Origin of the sequence: Lentzea albidocapillata subsp. violacea (genome assembly GCF_900100275.1) — a bacterium.
GTDB classification, from domain to species: Bacteria; Actinomycetota; Actinomycetes; order Mycobacteriales; family Pseudonocardiaceae; genus Lentzea; species Lentzea violacea.
Genome location: NZ_FNET01000006.1, coordinates 328,342 through 349,725, shown reverse-complemented (window position 1 = coordinate 349,725; position 21,384 = coordinate 328,342). Strand labels below are relative to the sequence as shown.

The window sequence follows — 21,384 nt, the reverse complement described above, 5'->3', positions numbered from 1 at the left end:
AGTTCAGCTGGTGATCAGGTGAACACACTCCGCTAGTCCGTCGACAGCGACGTTCCATTCCGGGCGCACGAAATTCGCCTCGTCCAGACGCAATCGCACGTGCTCAAGGCGTTCTCCGCGCGGTGCCGCACCGATCGTGCCGTCGTGCACGTAGCCGAGCTTGGCGCTGACGCGGTTGGACGCCTGGTTGCCCTGCCAAGCCGCCGAACGAGCGATGTGCGCGCCCAGGTGGTCGAACGCGAACTGCAGCACGCCCACCCGCATCTCCGTGCCGAAACCGTTGCCCTGGAACGCCCTGCCGAGCCACGAGCCGGTGTTCACCTCGCGCAGCACGCCGAAGTCTCGCGCGCCCAGCTCCTGCACACCGATGACCTTGCCCTCGTGCCGCACGAGGAAGCAGATCGCCCAGTCCTTGGCGGCCAGCTTGGCGCGCACGCCCCAGAAGAACTGGACCATGCCGAACCCGTGGTCGTCCGCCAGGCTGTCGGTCCACGGCACGTAGAACGGCATCTCGGCCGGGTCGTGCACGCCCGCCTTGGCGACCTCGACGAGCTCGAACAGCCCGGCGTCGTCGTCCGGGCGCAGCTCCAGGCGCGGGGTGCGGAGAACCAGCTGTCGTAGCGGCCAGGCGTCCATGATCCGATGGTGCCGCACCTGTCGAACGGTATTACGGTCGACCGCATGCGTGCCATCACTGTTCGCGAACCCGGCGGCCCGGACGTGCTCGAGTGGACCGAGGTCGCGGACCCGGTGCCCGGCGCGGGCGAGGTGCTGATCGACGTCGCCGCGAGTGCGGTCAACCGCGCGGACCTGTTGCAGCGGCAGGGTTTGTACCCACCGCCGCGCGGCGCGTCGGACGTCATCGGACTGGAGTGCTCCGGCACGATCTCCCAGCTCGGCGAGGGCGTCACGGGCTGGCAGGTCGGCGATGAGGTGTGCGCGCTGCTGGCCGGCGGTGGCTACGCGGAGAAGGTCGTCGTGCCCGCGGTCCAGGTCCTGCCCGTCCCGGCGAACGTCGACGTCGTCACGGCGGCCGCGCTGCCCGAGGTCGCGTGCACGGTGTGGTCGAACGTCGTGATGGACGGCCGGCTCAAGCTCGGCGAGACGTTCCTCGTGCACGGCGGTGCGGGTGGCATCGGCACGCACGCGATCCAGGTGGCCAAGGCACTCGGCGCGACCGTCGCGGTCACCGCGGGATCGGACGAACGACTGCGGAAGTGCGCCGAGCTCGGCGCGGACATCACGGTCAACTACAAGACGCAGGACTTCGTCGCCGAGGTGAAGCAGGCGGACGTCGTCCTCGACAACATGGGCGCCTCCTACCTGCCCCGCAACATCGACGTCCTCGCCCCGGACGGCCGGCTGATGATCATCGGCATGCAGGGCGGCGTGAAGGGCGAACTGCCGATCGGCAAGCTCCTGGGCAAACGGGCCTCCGTGATGGCGACGGGCCTGCGCGGCCGGAGCGTCGACGGCAAGGGCGCGATCGTGGCCCAGGTCCGCGAACACCTGTGGCCGTTGATCGAGAGCGGTGAGGTCAAGCCGATCGTCGGCCAGGTCGTGCCGATGTCGGACGCCGCCGAGGCGCACCGGCTGCTGGAGGCGAGCGACGTCTTCGGCAAGGTCCTGCTCAGGCGAGACCGGTAGCCGCGGCCAGCGAGGTCCGGGGAGCCGTGCGGAACTCCAGCCCGAACTCCTCGGACCACCGCGTCAGCACCGCCTGCTCGTCCGGCCGGTCGGCGTCGTCGGCCAGCACCGTCGCCCCCGGCGCCAGCACGGCGCTGAGCACCGGCAACGCCGGGTAGCGCGAGTCGCCGAACCCCGGTCCGTCCACCAGGAGCAGGTCCACCAGGCCGAACCGCTCGACGTACCCGAGCACTTCGTCGTGCACCTGCTGCGGCGCGTACCACTGGCCGTGCCGCGACAACGCCGCCGGATGCCGCGACAACGGCGCGTGCACCACGCGCGCCGCGGAGCCAAGACCTTCACGGCGTAGTTGTGACGCAACGAAAGCAGCCGTGCGTTCGTCGTGCTCGATCGACAACAGGTGCCCGAACCCTCGCTGCTGCAACAAACGCGCCAGCAGGACGGAAGAAGATCCGCAGCCGAGTTGCACCAGGACGGTCCGGGCACCCAGCACGATCTCGTCCATCACGGCGACGAGCGCCGCCGGCCGGAGGTCTCCGGAAAGCTGCGGCAGGTACTCGGTGTTCAACGAGCCGAGGCGCTGCAGGGCCGAGAGATCGGCGAGCTCGCGAGCCAGCGAGTCGTCCAAAGATGATCTCCCAAATCCCTCAGCCGAGTTCGGCCACCGCCCGCACCAGGTCGTCCATCTCGACCGCGTTCGTGTAGTGCGCGAGCCCGATGCGGATGGCACCGCCGATCTCGCCTACGCCCAGCACCGAGAACACGCCGTGCTGACCGGGGTCGGCGAACGCGCAGACGCCCCGCGACGCGAGGTGTTCGACGCCGTCCTCCGCCTTGACCCCGGCGATCGAGAACGCCAGCGCGGGCACCCTCCGCATGGCGTCACCGATCACCATCACGTGGCGCAGCGAACGCAGTTCGTTGATGAGGTTAGCGAGCAGCCCGGCCTGGTAGGCCTTCACCGATCCCAATGACGTGAGCAGCCGCTCGCGGCGCGTGCCGGAAGCCGCGTCGTCGAGGTCCGCCAGGTACTCCACCGACGCAACGAGCCCGGCGAGCATCGGATACGCGTGCGGACCGAGCTCCAGCCGTTCCGGGCCGCGCGCCATCGGGTCGACCGAGACCGACGGCAGCCGCTCCAGCACCGACGGGTCGCGGAACACCAGTGCACCGACCGGCGGCCCACCCCACTGACCAGCGGAAAGAGCCACGACGTCGGCGCCCATGCCAACGATGTCCAACGGCACGAAAGGGGCCGCGGCAGAGGCGTCCACCACCATCAGCGAACCGTGCGCGCGAGCCACCGCGGAGATCTTGCCCAGGTCCGGCCGGGTGCCGACCACACCGGACGCCGCCGTGATGGCGATCAGCTTCGTGCGGTCGGTGACCAGCTCGTCGAACTGCCAGCTCGGCAGCTCGCAGGTCTCGATGTCGATTTCTGCCCATTTGACCGCGCTGCCGGTGCGCTGGGTGGCGCGCAGCCACGGCGCGATGTTCGCCGGGTGGTCCAGCCGGGAAACCAGGACCTCGTCACCCATGAACCAGTCGTCGGTCATCGCGTCGGCGAGACGTTGCAGCAGCACGGCGGAGGAGGGCCCGAGCACGACACCGGCGGGATCGCCGCCGACGAGGTCCGCGACGGACCTGCGGGCGGCGTCCACGATGCCCTGGGCCCGCTGGGACGCGGGAAAGATGCCACCGGGTCCGGAGACCGGGGCGCGCAGCGCGGTGGAGACGGCGGTGGCGACCTGCTCGGGCACCTGCATGCCGGCCGGTGCGTCGAGATGGACCCAGCCGTCGCCGAGCGCGGGGAAGAGCCCTCGTACCCGTGCGACGTCGAACGCCATGACACACACCGTACGTATGCGAGCAAACACAGCAACGACCAGCCCCACCCCGATTGGTTTCGAAAACGTGAATCGCGCGAGGATGGAGACCATGAACCAGGAGCAGCCCGTCGTAATCGTCAATGGCCAGGACGGCGACCTCGCCGACCTCGTCGAACAGCCGGCGAAGGTCATGCGGATCGGCACGATGATCAAGCAGCTGCTGGAGGAGGTGCGGGCGGCTCCTCTGGACGAGGCCAGCCGAAACCGCCTCAAGGAGATCCACAAGCGGTCCATCGAGGAGCTCGAGGACGGCCTGGCGCCGGAGCTGCGCGAGGAGCTGGAGCGCCTGTCGCTGCCGTTCACCGAGGACGGCACCCCCTCCGACGCCGAGCTGCGGATCGCGCAGGCTCAGCTCGTGGGCTGGCTGGAGGGCCTCTTCCACGGCATCCAGACCGCGTTGTTCGCCCAGCAGATGGCGGCGCGGGCCCAGCTGGAGCAGATGCGCGGCCGTGCGCTTCCCGCCGGCAGTGGCGGCGAAGGTAACGAAGGCGGAACAACAGGCAAAGGAACGGGCCAGTACCTCTAGCTGAGTCCCTCGGGGGTGGCTCTACGATGCGCTGACCGTTCTGGAGAGGAGCCACCGTGCTCGACCGAGTCCGCAATGGCCTGCAGGCCAAGCAGCTTCGTCACAAGCTTCGTGTCAAGGCGATCGAACTCATCCAGGACGCGCTGAAGCCGCAGCAACAGCAGATCGAACGCATCCAGGCCCAGCTGGACGGGCTGCGCGACGAGGTCACGCAGCAGGCGAACCGGATCGTCGACCACACCGTGGGGCACGAGGTGCGGGCCCGTCGCGACATCGTGTTCGCCGCGGACAGGGAAGCGGCGCTGCAGAGCGCTCAGTTCGTGCACGAGAACATGCCGCGGGTCCCGCACTTCGGCTCGCCGCACGAGACGCTCGAGTTCGCGCTGTCCCAGACGCCCGAGGGCGGCATGGCGCTGGAGTTCGGCGTCTACACCGGTGGCACGCTCAAGATCATCGCAAACGCCCGGGAGGGCGCCGACGTCTACGGCTTCGACTCCTTCGAGGGTCTGCCGGAGAACTGGCGCAACGGGTTCCCCGCCGGCACGTTCACGATGGACGGCCTGCCGGACGTGCCCGGTGCCGAGCTCGTCGCCGGGTGGTTCGACGAGACGCTGCCGAAGTTCCTCGCCGACCACGAGGGCCCCGTCACGTTCCTGCACGTCGACTGCGACCTGTACTCGTCCACCAAGACCGTTCTCGACCTGGTCGGACCCCGTCTGGTCGACGGCAGCATCATCGTCTTCGACGAGTACTTCAACTACCCGCAGTGGCAGGAACACGAGCACAAGGCCTGGCTGGAGCACGTGGCGGCGCACGGCGTGGAGTTCGACTACCTCGGGTACACCTACGACCACGAACAGGTCATCGTCAAGGTGATCAAGGTCTGATCGCACCGTGACCGACCGGTAAGCATGCCCGTCGGTGGTCGCCGGTACGCTCAGTCCTCGTGCAAGCCACCAGTACGCCCGGCCAAGCAGAGGCGCCTCCCCCCGTCAAGTCGCGCACCTTCAAACGCGCGTTCGCGGACGTGCGGGAGGCGTGGGACCACCGTGAGCTGTGGGGCCACCTCGGCTGGCAGGACATCAAGCAGCGCTACCGGCGTTCGGTCATCGGGCCCTTGTGGATCACCATCTCGATGGGCACCACGGCACTGGCTCTGGGCTTGCTGTACTCCGTGCTGTTCGAAACGAACGTCCCCACGTTCCTGCCGTACGTGACGGTCGGCTTCATCGTCTGGAACTTCATCCTCGGTTGCATCACCGAGGGCACGGACGTGTTCATCGCGAACGAGGGGCTCATCAAGCACCTCCCCGCGCCGATATCGGTCCACGTGATGCGCATGGTGTGGCGCCAGGTGCTCTTCCTGGCGCACAACCTCGTGGTCTACGCGGTGGTCCTCGCCATCTTCTTCACGGCGCTCGACGACCCGTACACGATCACCAAGGGCGGCATCGAGCACCCCGGTCTCAGCTGGACCATCGTCTTCGCCATCCCTGGCTTCGCGCTGCTCGCGGTGAACGCGGTGTGGGTCGCCCTGCTGTTCGGTGTCATCAGCACCCGCTTCCGCGACATCCCGCCGGTCGTGACCAGCTTCATCAACCTGGTCTTCTTCATGACGCCGATCGTCTGGGACGCGGGCGTGCTGCAGCGGGTCACCGGTGGTGACGGCAACGACTGGCGCATGCTCATCGCCGAGCTCAACCCCGTCTACCACTTCGTCGAGATCGTCCGGGCCCCGCTGCTCGGCCACGCGGTCGACTGGCACCACTGGGTCGTCGTCGGCGGCTTCACCGTCGTCGGCTGGTTCGCCGCGCTGGTGATCCTGCGCAACTACCGCGCCCGCGTTTCCTACTGGGTCTAGAAGGAGGTCGACACCCATGGTCAGCATCGACGTCTGGAACGCATCGGTCGACTTCCCGATCTTCGACGCCAAGTCGAGGTCGCTGAAGAAGCTCGCGTTCGGCAAGGTCGGCGGCAAGATCGAGTCCGAGGGCCGCGTCCCGATAATCGAAGCACTGCACGACATCACGCTGTCGCTGAAGGACGGCGACCGCGTCGGCCTGGTCGGCCACAACGGCGCCGGCAAGTCGACGCTGCTGCGCCTGCTGGCGGGCATCTACGAGCCCACCCGCGGTCAGTCGCGCATCGTCGGCAAGGTCGCGCCGGTCTTCGACCTCGGCGTCGGCATGGACCCGGAGATCTCCGGGTACGAGAACATCATGATCCGCGGCCTGTTCCTCGGCATGAGCCGCAAGCAGATGGAAACCCGCGTCGACGACATCGCACATTTCACCGAGCTCGGTGACTACCTGCAGATGCCGCTGCGCACGTACTCGACGGGCATGCGCGTCCGGCTGGCCCTCGGCGTCGTCACGTCGATCAACCCGGAGATCCTGCTGCTCGACGAGGGCATCGGCGCGGTCGACGCGGCGTTCATGGCAAAGGCCCGCGACCGCCTCAAGGACCTGGTCGCCCGCTCCGGTCTGCTGGTGTTCGCGAACCACTCCGACGAGTTCCTCGCGGAGTTCTGCGACAAGGCGATCTGGATGGACGAGGGCCACGTCAAGATGTTCGGAAGCCTGCGCGAGGTGCTGACCGCGTACAAGGGCTACGACCCCTTCGAGCGGATGCACCCGCACGAGGAGACTCCCGTTCTCAGCGGAAACGGTGGCGAGTAGAGCATGAACCTCGAGGCACTGCCCAAGGGCTCCGTCGTCGCGGTGGTGGTCACCCGCCACCGCAGGGAACTGCTGGCCGAGTCGCTGAAGGCCCTGGCTACCCAGACACGCGTGCCCGACCACCTGGTCGTCGTCGACAACGGTCCCGACCAGCCCGTCGGCGACCTCGTCGAGCAGTGTCCGCTCCCCACGACCTACCTGCCGTCGCACCGCAACCTCGGTGGCGCCGGCGGCTTCGCGCTGGGCATCCTGCACGCGCTCTCACTGGGCGCGGACTGGGTGTGGCTGGCCGACGACGACGGCCGCCCGGCCGACGAGAACGTGCTGGCGGTGCTGCTGGAGGAGGCGGAGCGCAGGGGTCTCGCGGAGATCTCCCCGGTCGTCACCAACATCGACAGCCCGGACAAGCTCGCGTTCCCGTTGCGCCGCGGCCTGACGTGGAAGCGCTCGGCCGCCGAACTCGGCACCGACTTCCTGCCGGGTATCGCCTCGCTGTTCAACGGGGCGCTGTTCCGCGCCTCCACGCTGGACGTCGTCGGCGTGCCGGACTACCGGCTGTTCTTCCGCGGCGACGAGGTGGAGATCCACCGGCGCATGGTGCGGTCGGGGCTGCCGTTCGGCACGTCGCTGCGGGTCGCGTACGTGCACCCGGACGGCTCGGACGAGTTCAAGCCGATGCTGGGCGGCAGGTTCCACGCCCAGGACCCGGAGAACCCGATCAAGCGCTACTACACGTACCGCAACCGCGGGTACCTGCTGTCGCAGCCGGGTATGCGCAAGCTCGGCGCCCTTGAAGTGTTCCGGTTCGGGCTGTACTTCCTCGCCGTGAAGCGGGATCCGAAGGCGTTCGTCGAGTGGCTGAAGCTCGTGCGCCTCGGTCAGCGGGAGCGTTTCTTCCGCAAGTGAGCCGGTCTGCGGGAGGGTGGGATCGCTACGAGCGGAACCGCCCTTCGCAGGGTTCCTCAACGCGCGGACACACTCAGCCGATCATGCTTGCCCACCTCGGGTAACCATTCGCGTACTTCGAGTAATCGGAGTAAGACGTGATGGGTGATCTCCCGACGCAGACTGCTGTCCCTGGCCTGCGCGAGCGTGTTGCTCGCGGCGTGCGGTTCGAACACCGGCAGGGGCGGCAACGGCCAGGCCCTCAAACAGTGGTACCACGCGTACGGCGAGCCCGGCGTGCGGCAGGCCGTGGAGCGCTACGCCAAGGCGTACACGAAGACCCAGGTTTCCGTGCAGTGGAACCCCGGCGACTACGACTCCAAGCTCGCGACGAGCCTGCTGTCCGACGGCGGACCGGACGTCTTCGAGTCCACCCCCCAGATCAGCTCGGTCCGGGCGGGCCAGCTCGTGCCGCTCGACGATGTCTTCGGCGACGCCAGAAGCGACTTCTCGGACTCGATTCTCGCGACGCACACCGTCGACGGGAAGATCTACGGCGTCCCGCAGGCCGTGGACATGCAGATGCTGTTCTACCGCAAGAGCTTCTTCTCCCAGGCCGGAGTGCAGCCACCGTCCACGGTGGATGAACTGATCGACGTCTCCAGGCGCCTCACCGCGGGTTCGGTCAAGGGACTCTTCGCCGGCAACGACGGCGGTGGCGGCGTGCTGGGCGGGCCCGCGCTGTGGTCGACCGGCCTCGACTACGTGCGGGACCACCAGGTCGGGTTCGACGATCCCCTTGCGGCGACAGCGATCGGCAAACTCCGCGAGCTCTACACGAGCGGCAGCCTGTTGCTGGGCGCTGTCAAGGACTGGGCGGAACCGGACGCCTTCACGCAGGGCCTGGTCGCGATGCAGTGGACCGGCTTGTGGGCGGTGCCGGCGGTCGCCAAGGCGCTGGGTGACGACTTCGGTGTGCTGCCGTTCCCTTCGTTGGGTGCCGGCGGTTCAGCGAGCGTGCCGGTCGGGGCGTTCGGCGCGATGGTCAACGCGAAGTCGAAGCGGATCGACGAGGCCAAAGACTTCGTACGGTGGCTATGGATCGAGAAGACCGACTACCAGGAGGACTTCAACCTCGGCTACGGCTTCCACATCCCGCCCCGCAAGAGCATCTCGGAGAGGGCCTCGAAGCTGACGTCCGGTGCGGCGGCCGACGCGGTGAAGTTCGTGCGGGACAACGCGAAGGCGTCCAACCCGCCGGACTGGACCTCGGTGATGCGGACGGCGTTCAACGACGCCGTGTCGCGTGTGGTCCGTGACGGTGCTCCGGCGGACGCCGAACTGAGAGCTGCGGCGGATGTGGCTCGTGACGAGCTGAAGCGCCTGTACGGATGAGGCACGGACGCGCGTTCTGGCTGTTCGTGGGGCCGTTCGCCGCCGGACTGCTCGTGTTCGTGTACGTGCCGATCGGGTGGAGCCTGGTGCTGTCGTTCTTCGACGCGCGCAACACGGTGACACCGACCGAGTTCGTCGGGTTGCGCAACTACGTTGACATGCTGACCGACGGGCCGTTCCTGAGCAGCCTCGGCACGTTCAGTGTGTTCGCAGCCTTCGTCGTGCCGCTGACGTTCGTGCTGGCCCTCGCGCTCGCGTTGTTGGTCAACCAGATCAGCTTCATGCAGGCGTTCTTCCGATCGGTGTTCTTCCTGCCGACGGCGTGCTCGTACGTCGTGGCGTCGCTGGTGTGGAAGCTCTCGATCTTCAACGGACTGCGCTCGGGTCTCGCGAACACGGTGCTGGGCTGGTTCGGTGCCGATCCGGTGGCGTGGACAGTCTCCACGTCGCCGCCCTGGTACTGGCTCGTGCTCGTGACGCTGCGGCTGTGGTTGCAGCTCGGGTTCTACATGATCCTGTTCATCGCGGGCCTGCAACGGATTCCCGTTGTGCTGTATGAGGCAGCGGCACTCGACGGCGCGCGCTCGTGGCAGGCGTTCCGGTTCGTGACGCTTCCCCAGCTGCGCACCACGTCGGTCGCTGTGTTGTTACTGCTTTTGATCGGCGCTTATCAGGCGTTCGACGAGTTCTACAACGTGCTCGGCACCGACCGCGGCTACCCGCCGTTCGCGCGGCCTCCGCTGATCTATCTGTACTACACCGCTTTGGGCAGCGGCGGGCAGGACTTCGGGCACGGGAGCGCCGGCGCGGTGATCCTGACGTTGCTGATCGTCGGCGTGACGCTGCTGCAGGGAAGGGCGGTGCGGCGGTGAAAGCCCTGCGGTACCTGGCTTTGTCCGTGGCGGCCGTGCTGTTTCTTGTGCCGTTCTACCTGGTGGTGCGCAACGGGCTGGTGTCGGAGTCGGAGATCAGTGCGACGTCGTGGACGTTCCTGCCGTCGTCGGTGCGCTGGGAGAACTTCGCCGAGCTGTTCAGCGATCCCGCCGTGCCGTTGGTGCGCAGCATGCTGAACTCGTTGGTGGTGGCGGTATTGCAGACCGCCGGACAGCTGCTTTTGTGCTCGATGGCGGGTTACGGGCTCGCGCGGATTCCGTATCGGTACGCGAATGTCGTCTTCTACTTCGTCGTCGCCACGCTGATGATTCCGGCAGCGGTGACGTTCGTACCCTCGTTCGTTGTCGTATCGACGCTCGGATGGGTCTCGGACCTGCGCGGACTCGTGATTCCCGGCCTGTTCAGCGGTTTCACGGCATTCCTGTTCCGGCAGTACTTCCTGAACTTTCCACGGGAGCTGGAGGAGGCCGCGCGAATCGACGGGCTCGGGCATTGGCGCACGTTCTGGCGCGTTGTCGTGCCGAACTCACGCGGGTTCTTCGCGGCGCTCGGTGTGATCGCGTTCGTGACGTCGTGGAACCAGTTCCTGTGGCCGTTGGTAATCGCGCAGGACCAGGATTCGTGGACTGTTCAGGTGGCGTTGTCGACGTTCCTTACGGCTCAGTCGATCAACGTGCACGAGCTGTTCCTGGCGGCGGCGGTCTCCGTCACCCCGCTGGTCATCGTGTTCGTGGCGATGCAGCGGTACCTGGTGAAGGGGGTGACGGAGACCGGAATCAAGGGCTGATCAGCCCTCGAACACCTTTCGCCACGACTCCGTCGAAGTCAGCTCCGGCAACGCGGCGCGGTACACGCGCTTGAGCTGGTCCCACTCCTGCCCGAGCCGGCGGTAGTTGCGGGCCGCTCGCACGGCCAGCGCGCGGAACTCCTGCGGGTCGCGCTTGTAGAACGCCACCGCGGTGCCGTCGGCGGTCGAGACCGTCGCGCTGTCGAGGTTGCCGAGCAGGAACCACCGCGCGCTGAGCGCCGGCACGTTCATCTGCGGACGGCCTGCCGCCTCGGGCTCCGGGCTGCGGAGGTTGTGCAGCAACGACTTCGCGGCGCGCTTGGCCGTGGTGATCTTCGACTGCGATGGCTGCAACATCGCCTCGGCCCGCACCTGGTCGAAGGTGGGCGGCGGGAACTCCCTTGCCGACGGCAGGGTCTGCGCGTCCGAGTACTCGGCGCGCAGCTTGCGCACCTCGGGCAGCGCGGTGCGCAACGAGTCGAAGAGCAGCGACGGGCCGACGAGGAAGTCCTCGATCGCCTTCTGCTGCAACATGACGGTCGAGTACTCCATCGACAGCAGGTGGCGCAGCGTCAGCTTCAGGCCGTGCTTCACGATGCCGTTCTTCACGTCGTACGGGCTGTGCAGCGCGGCGAGGATCAGGCGGTTGCGCGTGTGGAAGTACGCCTGCCAGTCCGTCGAGTCGTTCTTGTCGGTCCACGGCATGTGCCAGACCGCGGAACCGGGCAGCGACACCGTCGGGAAGCCGTGCTCCAGCGCCCGCAGCGAGTACTCGGCGTCGTCCCACTTGATGAAGAGCGGCAGCGGGTAGCCGCTGCGGCGCACGACCTCGCGCGGGAACAGGCACATCCACCAGCCGTTGTAGGTGGCGTTGACGCGCGGGTGCAGTTCCTTGGTGTCCCGCAACGAGTCGGTGGCGAAGTTGTGGTCGGTGACCGCGCCTGGCGCCGCACGCCAGAAACAAGTGTTGAGGTCGACGATCTCCGCGAAGCTGTGCAGGCGGGCCCGCGAGTACAGGTTCAGCATGTGGCTGCCGACGATCACCGGCTGGGCGGCGGCACGGGCGAACGCGTTGGAGCGCAGCACCGCGTCCGGTTCGAGCCGGATGTCGTCGTCCATCAACATGATCTGGTCGGCGTCGGTGTTCTCGATCGCCTCGAACATGCCGCGGGTGAAGCCACCGGAGCCACCCAGGTTGTCCTGCTCGATGACCTGGAGCTTGTCGCCGAGCAGTGCCGCGGCCTCCGCGAAACCCTCGGTGTCACGGACCTTCACGGCACCCTGGTCGGCGACGAACACCTTGCAGAGCACGTCGAGCACGGCCCTGTCCTCGCCGAGCGCGCGCAACGCGATCACGGCGTCGACCGGACGCATGGTCGTCATGCCGATGGCGACCGTCTGCACGGGCAACGGCTCACGCACGGTCCACGCCGCCTCGCGGATCTCGAGCGGCGCGTCGTCGGTGAAGACGTCGAACCAGATCCAGCCACCGTCCTCGAACGGCTTGAGCGACACGGTGAACTCGACGTCGGTCCACTCAGCCGCGTCACGGACGTAGTGGCCCTCGATGTGGATGATGTCGCCGGACGGTCGTGAGCGGTACACGTCCACGCGACCCGTGCCGCGGACCGCCATGCGCAGCACGACCTCGTCGACGGTCGTCCAGCGTTTCCAGTAGGAGGCCGGGAAAGCGTTGAAATACGTGGAGAAGGAGACCTTCGCCGACGGGGGAACCGTGGTGCTGCGGCGGGAGGCGACGTGGCAGTGCACCGAGTCGACCTCGTCCAGGTAGAGCGGCCTGACGTCGAGCGGGTCTTCGTCCCTGGGCAGGATCACCCGCTGCAGCACGCAGTTCTGGTCCACGGACTTTCCCCTCACTAGTGCCGCGACCGGCGGCCTTTGCCCCGTATTTCGGTCAGACGGGTGCATCGTGGTGCCGGCCCCGCGTCCTAATCCTGGTTGGCTTCGGGCGTTGGGCCGGTGCCGCGAGGCGCCCTGCTGAGCGTCGGCAGACGCGGCGAAGGCTGCCGGTCGCGGCACTAGAGCGGGCGGCCCGGAAGATCCGGACCCGCCCGTGCAAAGCGTTGTGTGAATCAGAGGTCGTACAACCGCGACCAGGTGTCGCGGCTGGTGAGCTTCCCCATCGCGTCCAGGTAGGCGCGCTGCATCTCCGGAGCCCTGCGGTACAGCTCGCGGAAGACCTTGGCACCCTGCTTGGACAGGCGCACCGCGAGTTCCTTGTCCCGCTTGCGCACCCGCACGCCCTCCTGCGACGCGTCGGTCACGACCGCCGTGTTGAACAGTGAGACGTGCCACCACGCCGAGTCGCCGGCCGAAACAGCACCCGCCTCGTGCACGGACTTGCCGAGCAGCTGGTTCACGAGGCGCTTGACGAACACCGGCGCGATCAGCTTCGGCGTCGGTGCGGAAGTGATCATCGGCAGGCTGCCCGGCTTGAAACCGGGGATCTCCGACGCCGGGTGCCGCACCGTCTCCGGGAACTCGGCGCGCAGCTTGCGAATGTCCGCCGCCGCCTGCACACCGCCGTCCGCCAGGAAGTCCGGGCCCTTCAGGAAGTCCTCGATCGCCTTGAGCTGGGTGGCGGCGAGGCCGTACTGCATGCCCAGGATGTACGTGGCGAACTGCTTGGCCATGCCACGCACGATCATCTTCGGGTCGAAGCGGCTGTGCAGCGCGGAGGTGATCAGGGCGTTGCGCAGGTTGAAGTACCTGTGCCAGTCGTCCCAGTCCTTCCAGTGGAAGTCCGCGTGCCAGACACCGGCACCCGGTAGCGACACGGTGGCGAAACCGTGTGCACGCGCGCGGTAGCCGTACTCGATGTCGTCCCACTGGAAGAACAGCGGCAGCGGGTAGCCGACCGCCTTCACGATCTCCGATGGGATGAGGCACGACCACCAGCCGTTGTAGCCGGCGTCGACGCGCTTGTCCTGGACGTTGCGCTTGCCCGTCTCCTCGTCGTACCCGGTGAGGTCGGCGTTGAACAGCGCGCCTTCCACGACCTGGCCCGGCGCGAGAGTGTCGAGGTTCGCGAACTCGGCGCCGACGTGCAGGAAGTTCGGGTGCAGCAGGTAGAGCATCTGACCGCCGACGATCGTCGGCTGCGTCGTGCGGTTCGCGAACGCGGTGAGCCTGATGACGATCTCGGGCTCGCACAGCACGTCGTCGTCCATGAACAAGACGTTGGCGTGCTCCGCGTGGTCGATCTCGGTGACCTCGTAGAGGCCGCGCGTGAAGCCGCCGGCACCACCGAGGTTCGGCTGGCGGATGTAGCGCAGCTTGGGCCCGAGCGCGGCCGAGACCTCGGCGAACCGCTCACGCGACTCGACGGCGTCCGTGCCCTGGTCGACGACGTAGACCGTATCGACGAGCTTCAACGGCTCCGGGTCCGACGCGAGGGCGGCCATCGTGTTGAGGCAGTCGTCGACGCGGTTGAACGTGCAGATGACCACGGCGGTCGGTCGCACCGTCTTCGGCGGCGCGACCGTCCAGCGAACCTTCTCCACCGCGAGCGAGTCGTCCGCGGTGATCACGTCGAACCAGAGGCCGCCGCCGTCGGTGAACTTGTCGATCTTCGCGGTCAGGCGCACCTTCTGCGCCTTCGCGCCGGCGACCTTCTCCGCGACGACCGTGCGTGTCTCACCCTCGGAGTCCGAGGCGACGAGAGCGACCTGGCCGGAGCCGGTCACCTCGAGCTCGAGCTCCACCTCGGGGCTCACGCACCACCGCTGCCAGTACGACGCGGGGAAACGCCCGAAGTAGGTGTTCATCGAGACCGTGGCGTTCGGGTGGACCACCATGCGGTGACGTTCCCGCTCCGCGATCCCCCGCTTCACCTCGGCGTACAGGTCCTCCGAGACGATCTGGGAGGGCCCTGCGAACAGGCCGCGCTGCGTCAGCAGCTTCTCCGGCGCCTCGTGCTCCACGAGGTTGGACTTGCCCGGCATTGCGATTCAGTCCTCCAGCGACCCGTCCAGCGCCTGACCGGACGCCAGGTGCGGAGCGATCTTGTTGTCGAACACGCTCAGCGCTGACCCGATCGCCATGTGCATGTCCAGGTACTTGTACGTGCCGAGGCGCCCACCGAAGATCACGTTGCGCTCCGCGGCTTCCTTCTTGGCCAGCTCGCGGTAACGCTCCAGCTTGGCGCGGTCCTCAGCCGTGTTGATCGGGTAGTACGGCTCGTCGTCCTTCTCCGCCGCGCGGGAGAACTCCCGAACGATAACCGTCTTGTCGCCGGGGTACTCGCGCTCCGGGTGGAAGTGGCGGAACTCGTGGATGCGCGTGTACGGCACGTCCGCATCGTTGTAGTTCATGACCGGCGTGCCCTGGAAGTCGCCGATGGGCAGCACTTCCTGCTCGAAGTCGAGCGTACGCCAGCCGAGCCAGCCCTCGGAGTAGTCGAAGTAGCGGTCCACCGGGCCGGTGTAGACGACCGGCGTGCCGGCGGGGATCTCGTCCTTGACGTCGAAGTAGTCCGTGGACAGCTTGACGTCGATGTTCGGGTGGTCCGCCATCTTCTCGAGCCACGCGGTGTAGCCGTCGACCGGCAGGCCCTCGTAGGTGTCGTTGAAGTAGCGGTTGTCGAAGTTGTAGCGCACCGGCAGACGGCTGATGACCGCCGCGGGCAGCTCCTTCGGGTCCGTCTGCCACTGCTTGGCCGTGTAGGCCTTGATGAACGCCTCGTAGAGGGGACGGCCGACCAGCGAGATCGCCTTCTCCTCGAGGTTCTGCGCATCCTTGGTGTCGATCTCCGCGGCTTGCTCGGCGATGTACGCCTTCGCGTCCTCCGGAGACATGTACCGACCGACGAACTGCGACAGCAGCCCGAGACCCATCGGGAACTGGTACGCCTGACCGTTGTGCATCGCGAACACGCGGTGCTGGTAGCTCGTGAACGAGGTGAACTCGTTCACGTACTCCCACACGCGCTTGTTGGACGTGTGGAACAGGTGCGCGCCGTAGCGGTGCACCTCGATGCCTGTCTCGGGCTCTGCCTCCGAGTAGGCGTTTCCTCCGATGTGGTCACGCCGCTCCAGCACCAGCACCCGCTTGTTCAGCTGGGACGCGGTGCGCTCGGCGACCGTGAGACCGAAGAATCCGGAACCGACGACGATCAGGTCATAACCTGCGAAGCTCACGGCAAGCGAGGTTACCTGCATGCCCCGACGACCCCGAATTCAGGGCTGGGCACGGAGAAGTTGTTCTTCGGTCATCATGACGCGCTTGTCCAGCTCAGCACGTACGTCTTCCAGCTCGCACCGCAGCAGGGCGATCTCTTCCACCGTCGTGCGCACCTCTTCTTCGAGGTGTCCCACCTCACTCGACAACTGCAGCACGACGAAGAACAGCACGAAGGCCGCCCCTGCCAGCACGAAGTTGGCCGCGAGCTGGACGCCGGTGAGGTCGGACAGCACCGAGGGCAGCCCGGGGATGGCACCCAGTACGACGACGCCGAGCGCCAGCAGGAGCCACATGCCTGCGTACTTCTCGCGCAGCTTGCGGCGTCGCATCATCTCGATCACGACGACGAGAACGAGTGCCGCCGCGATGACGGCCATCAATCGGAACTCGGACACAGGAGCCTCCCTATGCGGCTTCGAGGGAGCCCGTCTTGGGCTTCCTGCGCACGATCGCGAGGACCAGCGCAAGCGTGGCCCGGAGCAAGTAGACGGCGGACTTCACGGGTGAGGTGCTCGGTGTTCCGCCGGCGCGCATGCGCATGGCGACCGGCACCTGCGTGATCTTCAGACCGGCGCGTACCGCCATCACGAGCGACTCCAGCGTGTCACCGAGGTACTCCGCCGGGTAGTGCGCGGCGAACAGACGCACCGCACGCGGGCCTGCTGCCTTGAAGCCCGAGGTGACGTCGGTGAGCTTGGTGCCGGAAAGCCCCGAGAGCACGACCGAGAAGACCTTCATCGCCCAGCGGCGCGGGCCGCGGGCCTTGTAGTCGCCCTTGCCGGCGAACCTCGCGCCGATGACCAGATCGGCGCGATCGAGCTCGCGCAGCAGTTCTGGCACGTCCGCGGGGTTGTGCTGGCCGTCGGCGTCGACCTGGACGACGACGTCGAAGCCGTTGCGCAGGGCGTAGCGGAAGCCGGTGCGCATCGCGCCGCCGACGCCGAGGTTCACCGCGAGGCGCGCCACGTGCGCGCCGCTCTCACGGGCGCGCAGTGACGTGTTGTCGGTGGACCCGTCGTCGATGACGAGCACGCCGACGTCGGGCAACGCCGCCTTCACCTCTGCGATGATCTTTTCGATGTTGTGCTCTTCGTTGAGAGCTGGCAGAACGATGAGCACTCGCCGGTAGTCGACCGAGTCAGACACGGTGTGCAGCCTAACCGGACCGGTCCGAGGCGCTCGCGCCGCGGTGCAGAACGAACGCGCAAGCGCAGGCTGTCCCGATCGTCGGGGCGATCGCGAGACCGAGCACGGCGCGTGTGACCGTGTCACCCGGCCAGAAGAGCAGCGTCACGGCACTGGCCCCGGCGACCACAGCCCACACCACGAGCACGAGGTTCGCCTGGTTGCGCGCGACCAGCACGGCGGCGAGCAGGAGGGTCGCGCCGAGCAGCACCGACGACCAGGCGAGGCCTGCGACAGCCCATCCGGTCACGACGTAGCTCGGCCCGTAAACGACGCGCACCAGCCAGGGCCCGATCAGCCCGCCGACCACTGCTCCCAGCCCGCCCAGCACCACGGCGCCGGCCGTGCCCTTCACCAGCAGCGCCCGCAGGCGGTTCGCACCGCTCTCGTCCTGGGAGAGCCGAACGACCATCGGCACGGCCATCGCCTGCACCGGCTGCAGCAACAACAGCGGCGCCCTCGCCACGATGACCGTCGCGAACAGGGCACCCAGGGCCGGGTTCGCGCCGTCACCGGTCAGCAGGTTCACCATCGCCGGATAGCCGGTCAGCACGGACGCGGTGAGGGCGGCGCCGAACATCAGCACCACCACACGCCGTACCAGCGGCCTCCACGGTTCTCCGCCCGCACGCGGGTTCACCGTCTTCTTGGCGGAGAAGAGGAAGAACAACCACGCGAACGAGCCCAAAGCCACGGCGACCGAGATAGGCACCAGGTCGGTGAGTCCGGCGGCGAGCAGCCCGCTCACCACGAGCACGCGGGCGGCCGCCTCGACGACCACGATCCCGCCGTAGGCACGCACGTGGTCGTGTCCGATGAGGAGGCCGCGCACCGTCACCTGCACCGCGAATCCCAGCCCACCAACCAGCGCCACGATCCCCAGCACACCGTGCCCGCTGAACAGCCTGTCGCTGATCGGCGGAACCAGTGTCAGCAGCGCGGCCGCCGCCACGATCAGACCGCCGACCAGCGCGGTCTGCACCGCCTGGAACCCGGTGCGTTCTCCGCGCAGCGCGGCGTGCGCGGAGAGCCGCGACACCTCCTGCTCGATGGGGCCGACGGCCGCGCCGAACGCGAAGAGGACGCCCCAGTAGCCGTTGAAGACCGCGAAGTCACTGGTGGACAACAGGCGGCCGGAACCGATCTGCAGCAACGTTCCCAGCGCCGTCCCGATGAGGAGCGCGACGCTGACCGTGCCCAGCGACCGGCCGAGCGTTCTCACCTGCCCAGGCGCTTCCGAATCGCCATCGTCAGGCCACGCACCGCTCCGGCACCGAAACAGGCGGCGAAGACCGGCAGCAGCTTCGCGACCGAGACCGCCTGGTCCTTGCTGGCGCCGCTCTTGCGGGCGACCGCACCGGCCGCACCGGACCCCAGCACGGCCAGCACCAAGGCGAGGAGCGGCCGCTTCACGAGCACGAAGAGCCCGAACACCCCGACGCCACCAGCGGCGAACATCGCGTTGCGCACCGGGCCGGGCGAGTCGAGGTAGCCGTCGACGAACGTCGTGCCGCGGAAGTACGCGTGCTTCACGAACTTCTGCAGCGAGTCGCGGCTGTTGTACTGCGCCGCGAAGCTCGGCGCGATCCAGATCCGGCCGCGCTCGGAGATGGAGCGGAGCATACGGGTGTCGTCGCTCGCCATCCGCACGTCGTCGTACAGCGAGGAGAACGACACCGCCGCTTCCTTCAGCACGTTCTTCGGGGCGACGAACAGCGTGGTGCCCTTGGGGAACGCGTCGAACTCCTCGGCGGTGAACGACACCAGCCGCGGCTCGGCGACGTAACGCCGCCACCCGACCGCGACGAGTCCCGCCATGAAACCCGCGTACGGGTTGCCCTTGGTGTCGACGTCGATGTGCCCGTTCCACACCGTGCGCTCGGGGTGCGCGACGAGCTGGTCGCGCAGGAAGACGAGGGACTGCGGGTCGATGACGACCCGGCTGTCGATGAGCAGCACGAGGTCCGCGGAGGAGGCCTCGATCCCGGCGAGACGGGCGGCGAAACGGCCCTTGTTCTCCTGGGAGATGACGGTGACGTCGAGTTCGGCGAGGCGCTTGGACGTGTCGTCCGTGCTGCCGTCGTCGACGACGATGATCTCGGCGGGCCAGTTCGCGTTGGCGATGGCGGTCTTCAGCGCGCCGACCGAACGTCCGATCCAGTCCGGTTCGTTGTAGACCGGAATCACGATGCTCAGGCTGGGGACGTTGTCGAGGGAGTTGCTCCGGCTCGTCACACCGGACAGTATCCAGGCGCTCCGCGATCCCCGGCTCAGGGGTCCCCTTCAGGAATGCTCGACGTGAACGGTATCGGCCCTCTTACCCAGATCTGGTAAGGGGACCGATACCGTTTTGCCCGCGCCTGGATCTAGGGCCAGCGCTGGTTTCCGTCGCCGGGCTTGATCAGTTCGTAGACCGTGGCGTCCGGGTTCTCGTACACCTTGCGCGCGATCTCCGGGTAGTTGCCGAGGTCGTCGATACCGGGTGAGCGCGGCCAGTCCTTGCGCACCAAGCCCTTGCCGTAGAGGACGTACCTGATGCCGAGGGTGTCGACGGCCTTGCGCACCTTCGCGTTCGTCGCCAACTCGTTGAGGTGCAAGGTCAACTCGTGCGCTGCGGAGTTGTCGGGAGCGCCGTAGAACTGCCACTCGGCGGGCCGCACGCCGGCCAGTGCATACATCCACACCGAACCGTCGAGGCGGTCGTTCATGACGACCGTTCCCTTGGCGTTCTGGGCAAGCCACTGGTAAGCCTCCCGCTCACCACGGCGGACGGTCTCGTCCTCGCGGTTGTTGAGCGCCAGGCGGTACGAGTTACGGCCGATGTAGGCAGCCTTGCCGACCACGCCCAGCACCGCGAGAAACACGAGGGCGATGGTGAGCGGGGTGACGTACGCGGCCCGCTTGGGACCGACCTTCTCCCGCACCCGCGCGGGGAGCTTCTCGCCGAGCGTCCACACGAGGTAGCCGATCGCGACCGAACCGGCGAGCGAGAGCAGCGTCGCGATGCGCCACGCGTCGTTGTAGAACGGACCGGAGATCATGTTCACGAAGTCGTTGTTCAACGACGCCGTCGCCGCATAGGCCATGCCCAAGATCGCGTAGGACGCGACGAGCCACGGCAGGATCCTGTTGCGCACCATCAGAACGATGCCCGCGAACGCCGCGAATCCCAGGAACCACTGCGGGTACTCGTTCACCGGGGAGAACAGCAGGATCTGGCCGAAGCCCTCGACCGGTGAGGCGAACTCTGGCCACTGGGCGCCGGTGACGCCCGCGACGGGCGCGAGCGCGGGCAGCGCGACCGGCACCACGGCCACGATCGCGATCACCACGACCGTGAGCAGTGGCAGGGCCTGTGCCTTCCAGTCGATCGGCTCGAACTTGAAAACCATGGCCAGCAACAACGTGACCGCGTACACCAGGATGATGAACGCGAGGCTCGTGTGCAGGCCGACCATCCCGGCCAGCGCGATGGACACGGCGATCGGCCCGGTGAGGCCCCGGTCGGTGAAGAGCTTGCGCACCAACGCCAGCGCGGCCGGCAGAAGTGCGACGGCGGCGACGAACGGCCACAGCGGGCCGCGCCACAGCGAGTCGTACGGGAACGCGGTGAACCACGTCGACACAGCAGCGGCGGCGGCGACCGCGAGCGGAGGCAGGCGCCAGGAGAGCGCGAACGCCGCGATGCCGATCGGCCATGCGAGCAGCACGCCGAATACCGCGAGGTTCAACAACTGCGGCATCGCCGCGAAGTTGTCGAGCATCGGCGCCAGGAAGGCGTGGTAGGTGTTGGGGTAGAAGTAGTCCAGCTTGCCCGGCAGGTTCGCCGTCGGGGCGAGCGAGGACGGCAGCGAGTTGTGGTGCTCGGAGATCCACCGGATCGCGTTGCCGTGGAACGGCGCGTCCCAGTCCTGGTTGATCGTGTCGAGCCGCTGGCCGATGCCCCGCCAGTACGTCACGGCACCGACGGCCATGCCCAGCACCACACCGCCGACGATGAGCAGGTGCTCACCCAGCGTGCGCTTGGGGGTCTCGTCCGGACTGTCGGCGACCCGGCGGTGCACCAGCCACGTGATGGCGCCGGTGACGAAGGCGAGGACCAGCGTCCACAGCACCACCGAGAGCATCGTCCACTCGACACCGAGCTTGCCGAGCACCAGTGCGCCCACCGCCACCGTGCCGAACGTCAGCACCGGGGCGGCGCCTGCGAGCAGCCACCCCCGCAGTCTGAGCGCGAAGCCCACCACAAGCCCTGGCAGCCAGAACGCCAGGATCACCAATGCACCCATGAGAAGT

General features: G+C 67.6%; 20 protein-coding genes. 9 read left to right on the top strand and 11 right to left on the bottom strand.

The window, feature by feature from the left end:
* Positions 1–3: 3 nt before the first annotated feature.
* Entirely contained in the window at positions 4–636 is a 633-nt protein-coding gene (locus BLR21_RS16910) for a GNAT family N-acetyltransferase (protein ID WP_090006761.1), read from the bottom strand.
* Positions 637–681: 45 nt separating this feature from the next.
* Between BLR21_RS16910 and BLR21_RS16905 the strand changes: the two genes are divergently transcribed.
* Positions 682–1,647: an NAD(P)H-quinone oxidoreductase gene (locus BLR21_RS16905; RefSeq protein WP_090006848.1), complete on the top strand. Its 966-nt coding sequence runs from the start codon at positions 682–684 to the stop codon at positions 1,645–1,647.
* On the opposite strand, the gene BLR21_RS16900 is transcribed toward BLR21_RS16905, so the two are convergent.
* Positions 1,631–2,275, bottom strand: a complete 645-nt coding sequence (locus BLR21_RS16900) for a class I SAM-dependent methyltransferase (RefSeq protein ID WP_090006760.1) — start codon at positions 2,273–2,275, stop codon at positions 1,631–1,633. The genes BLR21_RS16905 and BLR21_RS16900 overlap by 17 nt on opposite strands.
* 19 nt (positions 2,276–2,294) lie before the next feature.
* Complete coding sequence (locus BLR21_RS16895; protein ID WP_090006759.1) at positions 2,295–3,494, bottom strand: cysteine desulfurase-like protein; 1,200 nt, start codon at positions 3,492–3,494, stop codon at positions 2,295–2,297.
* An 82-nt stretch (positions 3,495–3,576) separates the two neighbouring features.
* On the opposite strand from BLR21_RS16895, the gene BLR21_RS16890 reads away from it, so the two are divergent.
* The 8 genes from BLR21_RS16890 to BLR21_RS16855 all read left to right on the top strand — a co-directional run bounded on the left by BLR21_RS16890 (position 3,577) and on the right by BLR21_RS16855 (position 10,701).
* Entirely contained in the window at positions 3,577–4,062 is a 486-nt protein-coding gene (locus BLR21_RS16890; protein ID WP_218130896.1) for a bacterial proteasome activator family protein, read from the top strand.
* A 56-nt stretch (positions 4,063–4,118) separates the two neighbouring features.
* The gene (locus BLR21_RS16885) at positions 4,119–4,949 is read left to right on the top strand and encodes a class I SAM-dependent methyltransferase (RefSeq protein ID WP_090006758.1); all 831 of its coding nucleotides are present in this window, start codon (positions 4,119–4,121) and stop codon (positions 4,947–4,949) included.
* A gap of 59 nt (positions 4,950–5,008) precedes the next feature.
* Positions 5,009–5,923 (top strand): galactan export ABC transporter permease subunit Wzm/RfbD, encoded by a 915-nt coding sequence (wzm, locus tag BLR21_RS16880; RefSeq protein ID WP_090006757.1) that lies wholly within the window; start codon positions 5,009–5,011, stop codon positions 5,921–5,923.
* A gap of 16 nt (positions 5,924–5,939) precedes the next feature.
* Positions 5,940–6,740: a galactan export ABC transporter ATP-binding subunit Wzt/RfbE gene (gene wzt, locus BLR21_RS16875; protein WP_090006756.1), complete on the top strand. Its 801-nt coding sequence runs from the start codon at positions 5,940–5,942 to the stop codon at positions 6,738–6,740.
* A gap of 3 nt (positions 6,741–6,743) precedes the next feature.
* Positions 6,744–7,646 (top strand): galactofuranosyltransferase GlfT1, encoded by a 903-nt coding sequence (gene glfT1 / locus BLR21_RS16870; RefSeq protein WP_090006755.1) that lies wholly within the window; start codon positions 6,744–6,746, stop codon positions 7,644–7,646.
* Positions 7,647–7,790: 144 nt separating this feature from the next.
* Entirely contained in the window at positions 7,791–9,020 is a 1,230-nt protein-coding gene (locus tag BLR21_RS16865) for an ABC transporter substrate-binding protein (protein WP_090006754.1), read from the top strand.
* Positions 9,017–9,892, top strand: a complete 876-nt coding sequence (locus tag BLR21_RS16860; RefSeq protein WP_090006753.1) for a carbohydrate ABC transporter permease — start codon at positions 9,017–9,019, stop codon at positions 9,890–9,892. Before BLR21_RS16865 ends, BLR21_RS16860 begins: the two co-directional genes overlap by 4 nt.
* A complete protein-coding gene (locus tag BLR21_RS16855; protein WP_090006752.1) occupies positions 9,889–10,701 on the top strand; it encodes a carbohydrate ABC transporter permease in 813 nt (270 codons plus the stop codon). The genes BLR21_RS16860 and BLR21_RS16855 overlap by 4 nt, the downstream gene beginning before the upstream one ends.
* Here BLR21_RS16855 and BLR21_RS16850 read toward each other — a convergent pair whose 3' ends face one another.
* The 8 genes from BLR21_RS16850 to BLR21_RS16815 form a co-directional block, all read right to left on the bottom strand.
* Positions 10,702–12,564, bottom strand: coding sequence for a glycosyltransferase (locus BLR21_RS16850; protein WP_256334729.1), 1,863 nt, complete (start codon positions 12,562–12,564; stop codon positions 10,702–10,704). It lies immediately after the preceding gene.
* 230 nt (positions 12,565–12,794) lie between these two features.
* Positions 12,795–14,666, bottom strand: a complete 1,872-nt coding sequence (locus tag BLR21_RS16845; protein WP_090006750.1) for a glycosyltransferase — start codon at positions 14,664–14,666, stop codon at positions 12,795–12,797.
* Positions 14,667–14,672: 6 nt separating this feature from the next.
* Positions 14,673–15,881, bottom strand: a complete 1,209-nt coding sequence (gene glf / locus BLR21_RS16840) for a UDP-galactopyranose mutase (protein ID WP_090006749.1) — start codon at positions 15,879–15,881, stop codon at positions 14,673–14,675.
* An 18-nt stretch (positions 15,882–15,899) separates the two neighbouring features.
* A complete protein-coding gene (locus BLR21_RS16835; protein ID WP_090006748.1) occupies positions 15,900–16,298 on the bottom strand; it encodes a DUF2304 domain-containing protein in 399 nt (132 codons plus the stop codon).
* Positions 16,299–16,308: 10 nt separating this feature from the next.
* A complete protein-coding gene (locus BLR21_RS16830; RefSeq protein ID WP_256334728.1) occupies positions 16,309–17,049 on the bottom strand; it encodes a glycosyltransferase family 2 protein in 741 nt (246 codons plus the stop codon).
* Between the two features lie 10 nt (positions 17,050–17,059).
* Positions 17,060–18,310 carry a lipopolysaccharide biosynthesis protein gene (locus BLR21_RS16825; protein ID WP_090006746.1) on the bottom strand — a complete coding sequence of 417 codons (1,251 nt, stop codon included), beginning with the start codon at positions 18,308–18,310 and terminating at the stop codon, positions 17,060–17,062.
* Positions 18,307–19,323, bottom strand: a complete 1,017-nt coding sequence (locus BLR21_RS16820) for a glycosyltransferase family 2 protein (RefSeq protein WP_090006745.1) — start codon at positions 19,321–19,323, stop codon at positions 18,307–18,309. Before BLR21_RS16820 ends, BLR21_RS16825 begins: the two co-directional genes overlap by 4 nt.
* Positions 19,324–19,454: 131 nt before the next feature.
* The gene (locus BLR21_RS16815) at positions 19,455–21,377 is read right to left on the bottom strand and encodes a DUF6541 family protein (protein ID WP_090006744.1); all 1,923 of its coding nucleotides are present in this window, start codon (positions 21,375–21,377) and stop codon (positions 19,455–19,457) included.
* Positions 21,378–21,384: the final 7 nt, after the last annotated feature.